11 protein-coding genes are annotated in these 12,615 nt (G+C 72.3%); 7 read left to right on the forward strand and 4 right to left on the reverse strand.

Annotated elements, in window-relative coordinates; translation table 11 throughout:
- Positions 1 to 282 precede the first annotated feature (282 nt).
- Positions 283 to 2,043, reverse strand: a complete 1,761-nt coding sequence (locus tag DI005_RS00485) for a DEAD/DEAH box helicase (RefSeq protein ID WP_112267006.1) — start codon at positions 2,041 to 2,043, stop codon at positions 283 to 285.
- Positions 2,044 to 2,255: 212 nt separating this feature from the next.
- Here DI005_RS00485 and DI005_RS00490 point away from each other — a divergent pair, with 212 nt between their 5' ends.
- Positions 2,256 to 3,425, forward strand: a complete 1,170-nt coding sequence (locus DI005_RS00490; protein WP_113640941.1) for a YihY/virulence factor BrkB family protein — start codon at positions 2,256 to 2,258, stop codon at positions 3,423 to 3,425.
- On the opposite strand, the gene DI005_RS00495 is transcribed toward DI005_RS00490, so the two are convergent.
- Positions 3,392 to 3,640 carry a DUF3039 domain-containing protein gene (locus tag DI005_RS00495; protein ID WP_112267010.1) on the reverse strand — a complete coding sequence of 83 codons (249 nt, stop codon included), beginning with the start codon at positions 3,638 to 3,640 and terminating at the stop codon, positions 3,392 to 3,394. The genes DI005_RS00490 and DI005_RS00495 overlap by 34 nt on opposite strands.
- Before the next feature lie 122 nt (positions 3,641 to 3,762).
- On the opposite strand from DI005_RS00495, the gene DI005_RS00500 reads away from it, so the two are divergent.
- Positions 3,763 to 4,671 (forward strand): pseudouridine-5'-phosphate glycosidase, encoded by a 909-nt coding sequence (locus DI005_RS00500; RefSeq protein WP_113640944.1) that lies wholly within the window; start codon positions 3,763 to 3,765, stop codon positions 4,669 to 4,671.
- Positions 4,668 to 5,540: a carbohydrate kinase family protein gene (locus DI005_RS00505; RefSeq protein WP_112267014.1), complete on the forward strand. Its 873-nt coding sequence runs from the start codon at positions 4,668 to 4,670 to the stop codon at positions 5,538 to 5,540. The genes DI005_RS00500 and DI005_RS00505 overlap by 4 nt, the downstream gene beginning before the upstream one ends.
- An 87-nt stretch (positions 5,541 to 5,627) precedes the next feature.
- Here DI005_RS00505 and DI005_RS00510 read toward each other — a convergent pair whose 3' ends face one another.
- The gene (locus DI005_RS00510; RefSeq protein ID WP_112268245.1) at positions 5,628 to 5,942 is read right to left on the reverse strand and encodes a DUF3099 domain-containing protein; all 315 of its coding nucleotides are present in this window, start codon (positions 5,940 to 5,942) and stop codon (positions 5,628 to 5,630) included.
- A gap of 40 nt (positions 5,943 to 5,982) precedes the next feature.
- Positions 5,983 to 7,257 carry a M20 family metallopeptidase gene (locus tag DI005_RS00515; RefSeq protein ID WP_112267016.1) on the reverse strand — a complete coding sequence of 425 codons (1,275 nt, stop codon included), beginning with the start codon at positions 7,255 to 7,257 and terminating at the stop codon, positions 5,983 to 5,985.
- 72 nt (positions 7,258 to 7,329) lie between these two features.
- Here DI005_RS00515 and DI005_RS00520 point away from each other — a divergent pair, with 72 nt between their 5' ends.
- The 4 genes from DI005_RS00520 (at position 7,330) to DI005_RS00535 (ending at position 12,526) form a co-directional block, all read left to right on the forward strand.
- Positions 7,330 to 8,820: a methyltransferase gene (locus DI005_RS00520; protein ID WP_113640942.1), complete on the forward strand. Its 1,491-nt coding sequence runs from the start codon at positions 7,330 to 7,332 to the stop codon at positions 8,818 to 8,820.
- Positions 8,817 to 9,242 (forward strand): D-aminoacyl-tRNA deacylase, encoded by a 426-nt coding sequence (gene dtd / locus DI005_RS00525; protein WP_112267020.1) that lies wholly within the window; start codon positions 8,817 to 8,819, stop codon positions 9,240 to 9,242. The genes DI005_RS00520 and dtd overlap by 4 nt, the downstream gene beginning before the upstream one ends.
- Before the next feature lie 249 nt (positions 9,243 to 9,491).
- Positions 9,492 to 10,520 carry a sigma-70 family RNA polymerase sigma factor gene (locus tag DI005_RS00530; protein ID WP_112267022.1) on the forward strand — a complete coding sequence of 343 codons (1,029 nt, stop codon included), beginning with the start codon at positions 9,492 to 9,494 and terminating at the stop codon, positions 10,518 to 10,520.
- 341 nt (positions 10,521 to 10,861) lie between these two features.
- On the forward strand, positions 10,862 to 12,526 hold the full coding sequence (locus DI005_RS00535) for a fumarate hydratase (protein ID WP_113640943.1): 1,665 nt from the start codon (positions 10,862 to 10,864) through the stop codon (positions 12,524 to 12,526).
- Positions 12,527 to 12,615: the final 89 nt, after the last annotated feature.

The following is a 12,615-nucleotide window of genomic DNA, read 5'->3' on the forward strand; positions in this document are numbered from 1 at the left end:
CAGGACCGCGAGTCCCCCGTTCTGGACACCGAGTCGCCCGCTCAGGACCGCGAGTCGTACGTGCCCACGCGAGTCGTGCGTTCCGGACCCGCGAGGCGTACCTCCCAGCGCGCGAGTCGTGCACCCCGGACCGCGAGTCGCGCGCTCAGGAACGGCGCCGCACCAGGATTTCGACCCGGAGCGGGCAACTCGGGCACCGGAACGGGCAACTCGCGCGCCAGAGCGGGGGACTCGCGCGCCCCAGCGGGCAACTCGCGGGCTCGGGCGGGGAATCGCGCGGCGTTACCAGCTGCGGAGGGTGGCGATGCGCTCCTCGAGCTGCTCCACTGTGGCCATGGCGGTGGGCGGGCCGCCGCAGATGCGCCGCAGCTCGCTGTGGATGGCGCCGTGGGGCTTGCGGGTGCGGTGGTGGTAGACGCCGACGAGGGTGTTGAGCTCCTTACGCAGGGACGCGATCCGCTCGCCCACCGACCTCGGCTTCGGCGCCGCCTCGGGCGCCGCCGCCTCCGAAGCCTGCGGCTTGCGGCGCTTGGCGTCGGCGAGCTGCTCCTCCTGCCGCTTGCGCAGCAGCGCGCGCACCTGGTCCGGCTCCAGCAGCCCCGGCAGCCCGAGGTACTCCTGCTCCTCGTCGCTGCCCGAGAAGACCGCCGTGCCGAAGGAGTTCCCGTCGTAGATCACCTGGTCCAGCTCGGCGGAGGCGCCCAGCGACGTGAACGCCTTCTCCTCCTCACCGGGCTCGTCCTCGGTGCGGTTGGCCGCGACGAGCAGCTCGTCGTCCCAGCCGTCCTTCTCGCGGTGCGGCTTGCCGAGCACGTGGTCGCGCTCGGCCTCGAGTTCGCTCGCCAGCTCCAGCAGCACCGGCACGCTCGGCAGGAACACGCTCGCCGTCTCGCCCTGCTTGCGCGACCGCACGAAACGGCCGATCGCCTGCGCGAAGAACAGCGGCGTCGACGCGCTGGTCGCGTACACGCCCACGGCGAGGCGGGGCACGTCGACGCCCTCCGACACCATGCGCACGGCCACCAGCCAGCGCTCGTCGGAGTCGGAGAACTCGCCGATCCGCTTGGTGGCCTTGGGGTCGTCGGAGAGCACCACCACGGGCGGCTCGCCCGCGATGCGCGTCAGGATCTTGGCGTAGGCCCTCGCCGACTCCTGGTCGGTGGCGATCACCAGCCCGCCCGCGTCCGGGATGCCGGCGGCCCGCAACTGCGTGAGCCGCGTGTCGGCGGCCTGGAGCACCGAGGGAACCCACTCGCCGCCGGGGTCGAGCGCGGTGCGCCACGCCCTCGCGGTCTGCTCCGCCGTCAGCGGCTCACCGAGCCGCGCCGTGAACTCGTCGCCCGCGCTGGTCCGCCACGACGCCTCCCCCGAGTAGGCGAGGAACACGACGGGGCGGACGACGCCGTCGGCGAGCGCGTCGGCGTATCCGTAGGAGTGGTCGGCCTTGCTGCGCAGCGAGCCGTCCGCGTCGGGCTCGTAGGTGACGAACGGGATCGGCGAGTCGTCGCTGCGGAAGGGCGTACCGGTGAGGGCCAGCCTGCGCACGGCGGGCGTGAACGCCTCCGACACGGCCTCACCCCACGACTTCGCGTCGCCGGCGTGGTGGATCTCGTCGAGGATCACCAGTGTCTTGCGGTTCTCCGTGCGCACCCGGTGCAGGTTCGGATGTGCGGCGACCTGCGCGTACGTGACCGCGACACCCTGGTAGTCGGACGAGGTGACGCCCGTGGTGTTGCGGAAGTTCGAGTCGATCGCGATGCCGGCCGCCGCGGCGGAGATCGCCCACTGGTGCTTGAGGTGCTCGGTCGGCGTGACGATAGTGATCGCCTCGATGGTGCGATCGGAGAGCAACTCGGCGGCGATCCGCAGGCCGAAGACGGTCTTGCCCGCGCCGGGCGTCGCCACGGCGAGGAAGTCCTTGGGCTTCTGCGTGAGGTACTTCGTGAGTGCCCTGCGCTGCCACGCGCGCAGGGGGCGGGCGGTGGCGTCGTGCTGGGGTTCGGGTGCGGCGAACCCGTGCTGGGCCTGGGCCGTATCCGACACCGACGCTCCAACTCCTCTCGCCGACCGGCCCGCGCCGTTCGCGGACACACGAAGGCCCCCACGGGAGGCGACCCGGCAGCCGTGCCGGGTCACGCGGTGAGGGCGCGCAGACGAGCGTACCCGCCGCCACCGACAGCGCAGCCCGGCGGCACGCCGACGACTCGGGGACCCGGCGCGCCGAATTCCCGCCCATGGACCATGCTTGAAGCGCGATGGAGACGCGAGACCCGGGTAAGCAGGAGGGCGGCGGCCGCCACGCGCCTGAACCGAGGGCCAGGCGCAAGGGACCCGTTCGCCTGATCAGCCGCACCCTGGGCAAGGCGTGGGACGGCAACATCTTCTCCGAGTCCGCCGAGGCCGCGTTCTGGCAGACGCTGTCGCTCCCGCCGCTGCTGCTCGGTCTGCTCGGCAGCCTCGGCTTCCTGGGCGACTGGTTCGGCGACACCGTCGTGCGCCAGGTGCACGACGGTCTCATCGACTTCTCGGAGACGATCTTCAGCGAGAGCGTCGTCACCCAGATCATCGAGCCTACGGTCGACGACATCCTGACCACGGGCAAGGGCGAGATCGTCTCCGTCGGCTTCCTGATCTCACTGTGGGCGGGCTCGTCGGCGATGTCGTCCTTCGTCGACGCGATCACGGTGGCCCACGACCAGTACGGCGTGCGCAACGAGGTGTGGCAGCGGATCTTCGCGCTGTTGCTGTACCTCGCGAGCCTGGTACTGCTCGTGGTGGGGCTGCCGATCATCGCGATCGGGCCCGACCTGCTGCCGGAGTTCTTCCCGGTCGACTGGCGGCCCACCATCGCGACGTGGGTCGGCGCGCTGTACTACCCCACCGTGGGAGTGCTGCTCGTGCTCGCGCTCGCGACGCTCTACAAGGTGTCGCTGCCGCGCAAGCTCCCGTGGCACCGGGGGCTCCCGGGCGCCGCGCTGGCGATGGTGATCTTCCTGCTGTCCAGTGTCGGGCTGCGGATCTACATCAGCTGGATCACGACCACGGGCTACACCTATGGCGCGCTGGCCACGCCCATCGCGTTCCTGCTGTTCACGTTCTTCATCGGGCTCGCGATCGTGGCCGGGGCCTACTTCAACTCCGCGATCCAGGAGCTGTGGCCCGCCAAGATGACCCGGCGGCAACGGCGCCGGTGGCGCAGGCTGGAGATGGAGCGGGCCAACGAGCGCATGCGCCAGCAGGAGGGCATGAGCCTGTGGCAGCGGACGACCATCCCGCTGCGCAGGCCGCGCAAGCCGGAGCGGAACGAGGAGCCGGACGAACCGGGCGAGCGGCCCGCCGGAGACGAGGCCCCGGCGGGAGCGGACGACGAGGTGCGGCCCGAGAGCGCGGGCTACTCCTCGCCGCCGGGCGGCAGGCCCTCGTAGATCTTCTTGCAGTCCGGGCACACGGGCGAGCCGGGCTTCGGCGACTTCGTCACCGGGAACACCTCGCCACACAGAGCCACCACGTGCGTGCCCATGACCGCGCTCTCGGCGATCTTGTTCTTGCGCACGTAGTGGAACATCTTCGGCGCGTCGTCGTCGGTGGTCTCGGTACCCTCGGGCCGGGTGTCCACCTCAGGCAAAGTCTGCGTACTCACGCGTCCATGATGCCGCATGAGCCGCGCGGCCGGAGGACCCGATCACCACCCACCGGCGATTCCGCCACGCCCGGTAGGCGAGGATGCTCACCGTGATCAGCCCCGCTCCGCACCGCCTCGCCATGTCCGCCGAGGTCGCCGACGCGCTGGCCGCCGGCACCGCCGGCACCGCCGTCGTCGCGCTCGAGAGCACCATCCTGTCCCACGGCCTGCCGCCGGGCCGCAACCTCGAGGTCGGGCGCCGGCTCGAACGGACCGTCCGCGACGCCGGAGCGGTGCCGGCCACCATCGCGGTGCTCGACGGGCAGGCGCTCGTCGGCCTCTCCCCCGCCCAGTTGGAGCGCGTGTGCGCGCCCGACGCCGGGCTGGACAAGCTCTCGCTGCGCGACCTCGGCCCGGTGCTGGCGCTCGGCGGCTCGGGCGCGACCACCGTGGCGAGCACGGTTGCGCTCGCACACGCCGCCGGGATCGCCGTGTTCGGCACCGGCGGGCTGGGCGGCGTGCACCTCCCGCTGCCGGGCACGCCGGTGACCTGGGACGTCTCGGCCGACCTCGGGGCGCTCGCCCGCACGCCGGTGCTGGTGGTGTGCTCCGGCATGAAGTCGATCCTCGACATCCCGGCGACCCTGGAGGTGCTGGAGACCAACTCGGTGCCGGTGCTGGGCTACCGCACGGACGAGTTCCCCGGCTTCTACCTGCGCTCGTCGGGGCTGCCGGCGCCTCGCCGGGTGGACGACCCCGCGCAGGTAGCCGCCGTGGTGTCGGCGCACCGCCACTTCGCCGACTCCGGAGTGCTGCTGGCGAACCCGATCCCTCCGGAGTCCGAAATGGACAGAACGCTGCACGACCGGCTGCTCGCCGAGGGCCTCGAGCTGGTGGCCTCGCGCGCCGTGCAGGGCGCCGACGTGACGCCCGTGCTGCTCGAGCACTTCCACACCGCGAGCGGCGGCGTGAGCCTCGACGCGAACGAGGAGCTCGTGGTCGCCAACGTGCGCCTCGCGGCCGAGGTGGCGGTGGAGCTGGCTCCGTGAAGGTGGTCGTCGTCGGCGACGCCGGCCTCGACGTGGTGGCCAGACACGAAGGCCCCGTCGTGCACGGCGGCGACACGCGGGCCCAGGTGCGCCTCACCGGGGGCGGCGCGGGTGCGAACACGGCGCTGTGGCTGCGCGCGGCGGGCACGGAGCCGACGCTGGTCGGCCGGATCGGGGACGACCTCGGGGGCCGCGCCGTACGCGCCGGGCTCGAGGCGGCCGGCGTCGAGTGCGCGTTCGCGGTGGATCCCGATGCGCCGACGTGCTGTGTCGTGGTGCTCGTGGACGCCGAGGGGCAGAGGAGCATGCTGCCCGACCGCGGCGCCAACGCACGCCTGTCCCCCGCCGACATCGACGCCGCGGCCCTCGCAGGTGCGCGGCACCTGCATCTGTCCGGGTACGTGCTGCTCGACCCGTCGTCGCGGCCCGCGGGACTCGCCGCGCTGGCGGCCGCGCGGGAGGCGGGGCTGACCACCTCGGTCGACCCGCAGTCGGCGGCGCTGCTCACCGACCCGGAGAAGTTCCTCGCGGACGTGCGGGGCGTGGACGTGCTGCTGCCCAACGCGGCGGAGCTGCGGGCGTTGACCGGTCAGGAGGGAGCGGAGTCGGCGGCGCGGCTGCTGGACGTGGCCGGGGCGGTGGTGGTGACCACCGGGCTCGACGGCGCGGCGTGGGTCGGCCGGGACGGGCTCGTGAGCGTGCCCGCCGAGCCCGCCGAGTGCGTCGACAGCACGGGCGCGGGCGACGCCTTCAACGCGGGCCTGCTCGCGGCCTGGCTGCGCGGGGAGCCCGCAGAGGAGAGCCTGCGGGCCGGGGTGCGGCTCGGCTCGCTGGCGGTCAGCAGGGTCGGCGCGCAGCCGCCCGGCTAGGGCCTGGCCCGCTCAGCAGCGGCGGAGCCCCTCGCGCCCGCGGGCACCACGGCCCGCGCCGCCACGCAAGCCGTCCCGAACGACTCGCTAGCCGTCGATGACGCGGTGCTCCTGGGCTTCGAGCTGCTTCGCCTCGCGCTGGTAGCGGCTGATCTCCTCGGCCTTGCGCGGCGGCCGGTCGTTGGCGATCAGCACCGCGATCCACGGCAGCGGCACCGACAGCACCAGCAGCGCCAGCGCGAGCCACCACGTGTGGTAGAAGACGCCGGCCAGGATCAGGCAGGGGAACCGCATCCCCATGGTGAACATGTACTTGCGCTTGCGAGCGGCCAGCTCGTCGTCGTAGGAAGGTGCCGCCGCGGTGATCAGCACCGGATCAGACCGCCTGTCGTGCTCGTGCACCGGCCTCACCTCCACCCGTCCATGCTCCCACCGCGCCAGCTCAGGCGATACCCGGGGAGCCCAGCCAGGTGAGCGCACCCGCGACGAGCGTCTCGACGCCGGTGCGCAGGGTCGGGTGCAGCACGGGTGCGAACCGGGACGAATGGTTCGAGGGGACATCGGTCTCGAACCGGCCCGCGCTCATCGCGTCGAGCACCATCCGCTCGTCGAGGCCGCCGACCAGCCAGAACACCGACGGCGCACCGGCGGCGGTGCCCAGCTCGCCGAAGTCCTCACTACCGGTGACCAGCGGGGCGTCCCATACGCGGCCCTCCGGGAAGTGCTCCCGGAAGGTCGCCGTCAGCCGCTCGGTGGCCTCCTCGTCGTTCGCCGTCACCGGGAACGACGCCAGCTCGGTGAGCTCCGGTTCCTTCGGGGCGCCCGCCGCCTGTGCCTCGCCGCGCACGATGCGCTCGATCGCCGCGAGCGCCCGGGCCCGCACCTGCGGGTCGAAGGTGCGCAGGTTGAGCTCGAGCGCCGCCTCGTCGGGGATGACGTTGTGCGCGGTGCCGGCGTGCAGCGATCCGATGGTGAGCACCGCCGACTCGGTCGCGGCCAGCTCGCGCGACACGACGGTCTGCAACCGCAGCACCACCGACGCCGCGAGCACCACCGGGTCGACCGTGGTCTCCGGCCGGGAGCCGTGCCCGCCGCGCCCGTGCAGGATGACGCGCAGGGCGTCGGTGGCAGCCATGAGCACGCCGGGCCTCGTCAGCACCCAGCCCGCGGGCCCCGGCGTGACGTGCTGGCCGAGCACGACGTCCGGCGTGCCGCCCCGCTCGAACAGGCCGTCGGCGACCATCGCCCGCGCGCCGCCGCCGGACTCCTCCCCGGGCTGGAACACCACGAGCAGCGTGCCGGACCACTCCGAACGGGCCTCCGCGAGCCGGGTGGCGGCGCCGGAGAGCCACGTGGCGTGCATGTCGTGCCCGCACGCGTGCATCACGGGCACCTCCTTGCCGTCCTCGTTCACGGCACGCGCTGTGCTGGCGTACTCCAGCCCCGTCCGCTCCTCCACGGGCAGCGCGTCGATGTCGGCGCGCAGCAGCACCGTCGGGCCCTCGCCGTTGCGCAGCACGCCGAGCACGCCGGTGCCCGCGAGCCCGGTGTGTACCTCGTATCCGGCCCCCGTCAGCCGCGCCGCGAGCTTCGCGGCCGTCCGGGTCTCGCGGAAGGACAGCTCGGGATGACGGTGCAGGTCGACGTACAGGCGTTCGAGGTCGGGCAGCTGCGTGTCGAGCCCGGACAGCACGCGCTCCACAGGTCGGGTCCCCATCGGTCCATCTGACCACGGCGGGCGCCGCCTCGCCGGATACCGAGGGGCGGCGGCGTGGGACGATGACACACCGTGAGCGATGATCTTCCCGAGCTGACCGCGGACCTCTGCGCCCGCCTGCGCGACGCCTTCCTCGCGGCACGGTACGACGCCGACGGCGTGGTGGAGGCGCTCGGCGGCCAGGCGCACGCCGCGCTCGGGCGCGGCGAGCCGGTCCCGGCGCTGCGGGCGAGCCGTGACGCGGGGACGCTGGGCACGTTCATCAGGCTCTTCCTGCTCGGCGAGACGGAGCCGGCGCGCGAGGTCGCCGCCGCTCTCGGGTCGCTGCCCGTCGGGGACGCCGTCGCCGCGGGACTGCTGCGCGCGGACGGCGACCGGCTGCGCGCGGGGCTCGACGTGCGCCCGCACGGCGACGAGGCCGGCTCGTGGTGGGTCGTGGCCGACCTCGACTCCGACCAGCTCGGCGGGCCCGTGCCCGAGGACCACGTGCTGGGGGTCGGGCACGCGTCGCTGAGCCTCATCAGGGCCACCAGCCGCCGTCGCGTCGGCACGCTGCTCGACCTCGGCACCGGCAACGGCGTGCAGGCGCTGCACGCGAGCAGGCACGCCCAGCGGGTCACGGCGACCGACGTCTCGGCGAGGGCGCTGCGCCTGGCGCGGGGCACGTTCCTGCTGAACGAGCTCGACGTCGAGCTGCTCAGGGGCGAGTGGTTCGCTCCCGTCGCACGCAGGCGCTTCGACCAGGTCGTGTGCAACCCGCCGTTCGTGGTGGGGCCCGCGCGCGTCGACTACGTGTACCGCGACTCCGGCCTCGCCGGTGACGACGCGAGCGCGCTCGTGGTGCGGCAGCTGCCCGCGTTCCTCACCGAGGGCGGGGTCGGCCACCTGCTCGCGTCGTGGCTGCACGTGGAGGGCGAGGACTGGGCCGACCGGGTGAGCCAGTGGCTGCCGAAGGGCACCGACGCGTGGTTCGTCCAGCGGGACATCGCCGAGCCCGCGCTCTACGTCGGCACGTGGCTGCGCGACGCCGGGATCGACCCGCGCTCGGCGGAGGGCCGGGCCAAGGCCGAGGCGTGGCTCGACTGGTTCGCGGCGAACGACGTGGCCGGGGTGGGATTCGGGTTCGTGACCCTGCGGCGCACGGAGGGCACGCCCACGATCGTGTGCGAGGACCTGCGGCAGGCCTACGACGACCCGCTCGGGGGCGAGGCCGCCGCGTGGCTGGACCGGGTGGAGTGGTTGCGCGGCCACGGTTCCCAGTTGACGGACATGGTGTTCCGCGTGCCGGACACGGTGGTGCTCGAGCGCATCGACGAGCCGACCGACGACGGCTGGCGGACCGCGATCTCGCGGCTGCACCGCACCGACGGGCCCGGCTGGCAGCACGAGCTGGACGAGCTGGCCACGGCGCTGCTGGCCGGATGCCGCGGCGTCCTCCCGCTGGCCGACCTGCTGGGCCTGCTGGCGGTCGCGCACGGCGAGGACGAGGCCCAACTGGAACAGGCCGCACTCCCGGTGGTGGCCGAACTGGTGCGGCACGGGATGCTCGAGGTGGTGGCATGAGGGCGGTCGCGGCGCGCGTGACGGAGGCCAGCGTGACCGTCGACGGCGAGGTCGTCGGCGCCATCGACGAGCCGGGCCTGTTGGTACTGCTGGGAATTCACAAGGACGACACACCGGAGCAGGCCGACACGATGGCGCGGAAGCTCCACGAACTGCGCATTCTGCGCGACGAGGAGTCATGCGCGACCGCGCATGCACCGCTGCTCGTGGTCAGTCAGTTCACCTTGTACGGAGACACGCGGAAAGGCCGCCGTCCATCGTGGACCGCCGCCGCCCGGCCGGAGGCTGCGGAGAAGCTCGTGAACACGGTCGTCGAACGGCTCCGGGAACGCGGCGCCACGGTGAGCACGGGTCGGTTCGGGGCGATGATGGCCGTGCACAGCGTCAACGACGGCCCGTTCACCGTCCTCGTCGAGGTTTAGACCAAGCCCCCCGGAAAGCTCCCTGACCACAGGCCTCTCATCGTTCTCAGGAAAACCTCAGCTTTGCTCAAGGTGAGGCGCCCAACACAGCGCGGGGTGCGGGAACGATTTGGCGCACGCCGGCGTTGATCCGAGTGTCCAGCCAGCAAGCTGGGCTCGCGCCGGTGGGTTTCCACAGGCTCTCCGGTGCGACGCGCAACGCAGGCGTGCGTCCGCATCACACGTCAGCCCGTTGACCGGGGAGGCAGAATGTCCGTCCAGACTCTCGAACGTGAGGCCCGTGGGATCCGCGAGCGGGACATCCCGATGGCCGCTCGCGCGGACAACGTGGCCGCCGTTCCGACAGAGGAGCCCGACCTCGACGCGCAGGGCCCCTCCGCGGACCTCGTCCGCGTGTACCTGAACGGCATCGGCAAGACCGCGCTGCTGACCGCGGCGCAGGAGGTCGACCTGGCCAAGCGGATCGAGGCCGGGGTGTTCGCCCAGCACATGCTCGACACCACCGAGCTCTCCGCCGAGCGCCGGGCCGAGCTGTCCGCGCTGGTCCGTGACGGCCAGCTGGCGAAGAACCACCTGCTGCAGGCCAACCTGCGGCTCGTCGTGTCGCTCGCGAAGCGGTACACGGGCCGGGGGATGCCGCTGCTCGATCTGATCCAGGAGGGGAACCTGGGCCTGATCAGGGCGGTGGAGAAGTTCGACTACTCCAAGGGGTTCAAGTTCTCGACCTACGCCACGTGGTGGATCCGCCAGGCCATCACGCGCGGCATGGCCGACCAGGGCCGCACCATCCGCCTCCCCGTGCACCTGGTCGAGCAGGTCAACAAGCTCGCCAGGATCAAGCGCGACCTGCACCAGCAGCTCGGCCGTGAGGCCACCAACGAGGAGCTGGCCGCCGAGTCGGGCATCGCCGCGGAGAAGGTGTCGAGCCTGCTCGACCACGCCCGCGACCCGGTGAGCCTCGACATGCCGGTGGGCACCGAGGAGGACGCGCCGCTCGGCGACTTCATCGAGGACTCCGAGGCCACCGACGCCGAGAGCGCCGTGATCTCGGGCCTGCTGCAGGACGACATGCGCCGCGTGCTGGCCACGCTCGACGACCGGGAGCAGCACGTCATCCGCCTGCGCTACGGCCTCGATGACGGCCAGCCGCGCACGCTCGACCAGATCGGCAAGCACTTCGGGCTCTCCCGCGAGCGCGTGCGCCAGATCGAGCGCGAGGTGATGGCGAAGCTGCGTCAGGGCGAGCGGGCCGACCGCCTGCGGGCGTACGCCAGCTGACCAGCACCGTCACGCCGGGGCACCGGGGGACACCCGGAAGGCCGCGTTGACTTATGACGTGGATCACGAGACGGTCGTGGGCATGGCGGGGCAACGTCCCCGCCACCCGCGCGTCACCCATGGCGTGAGGACTTCGCGGCGGGTGCCTCCGGCGCCGGTCGCTTTCCCCGGAAGGTCGGGTCCGTCGGGGTGGGCCCGGCCTTCCGCATTTCCGGGGTGTTTTCCGGGCTCCACGCAGGTGATCTGCGTCGCGGACGGGCACGGGTCCGGTCCGGTCGGTGACAACGCGCGGTACGGTCGAAGCCTTTCCTGACCTGACCACGTGCGACGGAGCCCGAGCTGTGACCTCTTCCACCACCCCGTTTCAGCACACCGAAGTCCTGCCGCTCGGCAAGGACACGCACACCGAGTACCGCCTGGTGACCACGGAGGGTGTGCGCGTCGTCGAGGCGGGCGAGCGCCGCTTCCTGCAGATCGACCCCGAGGCGCTGACCACGCTTGCCCGCACCGCGATCACCGACATCCAGCACCTGCTGCGCTCGTCGCACCTGGCCCAGCTGCGCGCGATCGTCGACGACCCCGAGGCCAGCGGCAACGACCGGTTCGTGGCCATGGACCTGCTGCGCAACGCCGCCATCTCGGCGGGCGGTGTGCTGCCGATGTGTCAGGACACGGGCACGGCCATCGTGATCGGCAAGCGCAGCGAGGGCGTGCTCACCGGTGGCACCGACGAGGAGGCCCTCTCGAAGGGCGTGTTCGAGGCCTACCAGACGCTCAACCTGCGGTACTCGCAGATGGCCCCGGTGAACTTCTGGGAGGAGCGCAACACGGGCACCAACCTCCCTGCGCAGGTGGAGCTGTACCACAAGGATGGTGACGGCGACCCGGCCTACGAGTTCCTCTTCATGGCCAAGGGCGGCGGCAGCGCCAACAAGACGTTCCTCTACCAGGAGACCAAGGCGGTCCTGAACCCGAAGCGGCTCGCGAAATTCCTCGACGAGAAGCTGCGCGGCCTCGGCACGGCCGCGTGCCCGCCGTACCACCTGGCGATCGTCGTGGGCGGCATGTCGGCGGAGTTCAACCTGAAGGTCGCCAAGCTCGCCTCCGCGCGTTACCTCGACGACCTCCCCACCGAGGGCTCTGAGCTGGGCCACGGCTTCCGCGACCCCGACCTCGAGCAGCAGGTGCTGGAGATGACCAGGCAGTTCGGCATCGGCGCGCAGTTCGGCGGCAAGTACTTCTGCCACGACGTGCGCGTGATCCGCCTGCCCCGCCACGGCGCCTCGTGCCCGGTCGGCATCGCGGTGTCGTGCTCCGCCGACCGCCAGGCGAAGGCGAAGATCACCGCCGAGGGCGTGTTCATCGAGCAGCTGGAGCGCGACCCCGCCCGGTTCCTGCCCGAGGTCACCGAGGACGACCTGTCCGAGGAGGTCGTGTCCGTCGACCTGAACCGGCCGATGGCCGAGATCCGCGAGCAGCTGTCGCAGCTGCCGGTGAAGACCCGGCTGAGCCTCACCGGCCCGCTGGTGGTTGCGCGCGACATCGCGCACGCCAAGATCGCCGAGCGGCTCGAGGCCGGCGAGGAGATGCCTCGGTACCTGCGCGACCACCCGGTGTACTACGCGGGCCCGGCCAAGACCCCGGAGGGCTACGCGTCGGGCTCGTTCGGGCCGACGACGGCGGGCCGCATGGACTCCTACGTCGACCAGTTCCAGGCCGCGGGCGGCTCGCTGGTGATGCTGGCCAAGGGCAACCGGTCCAACAAGGTGACGCAGTCGTGCAAGCAGCACGGCGGCTTCTACCTCGGCTCGATCGGCGGCCCCGCGGCCCGGCTGGCCCAGGACTGCATCAAGAAGGTCGAGGTGCTGGAGTACCCCGAGCTCGGCATGGAGGCCGTCTGGAAGATCGAGGTCGAGGAGTTCCCCGCCTTCATCGTCATCGACGACAAGGGCAACGACTTCTTCGCCGAGACCTCCGAGCCGGTCCTGCAGATCTCGTTCCGCTGACCGCAGCGAAGGCCACCTTCACTGCGTCGAATCGACACAGCGGCGCGCAGCGCCTCCGCTTGGGCGGCGGTGGGAGACGGGCGGGCGCA

This window comes from Prauserella sp. PE36 (genome assembly GCF_003311655.1).
GTDB lineage: Bacteria > Actinomycetota > Actinomycetes > Mycobacteriales > Pseudonocardiaceae > Prauserella_A > Prauserella_A endophytica.

Excerpts from the sequence above, each read along its gene's own strand:
- DI005_RS00490 (WP_113640941.1), top strand. The coding sequence starts at position 2,256 with ATGGAGACGCGAGACCCGGGTAAGCAGGAGGGCGGCGGCCGCCACGCG.
- DI005_RS00500 (WP_113640944.1), top strand. The coding sequence starts at position 3,763 with ATGTCCGCCGAGGTCGCCGACGCGCTGGCCGCCGGCACCGCCGGCACC.
- DI005_RS00515 (WP_112267016.1), bottom strand. The coding sequence starts at position 7,257 with ATGGGGACCCGACCTGTGGAGCGCGTGCTGTCCGGGCTCGACACGCAG.
- dtd (WP_112267020.1), top strand. The coding sequence starts at position 8,817 with ATGAGGGCGGTCGCGGCGCGCGTGACGGAGGCCAGCGTGACCGTCGAC.
- DI005_RS00530 (WP_112267022.1), top strand. The coding sequence starts at position 9,492 with ATGTCCGTCCAGACTCTCGAACGTGAGGCCCGTGGGATCCGCGAGCGG.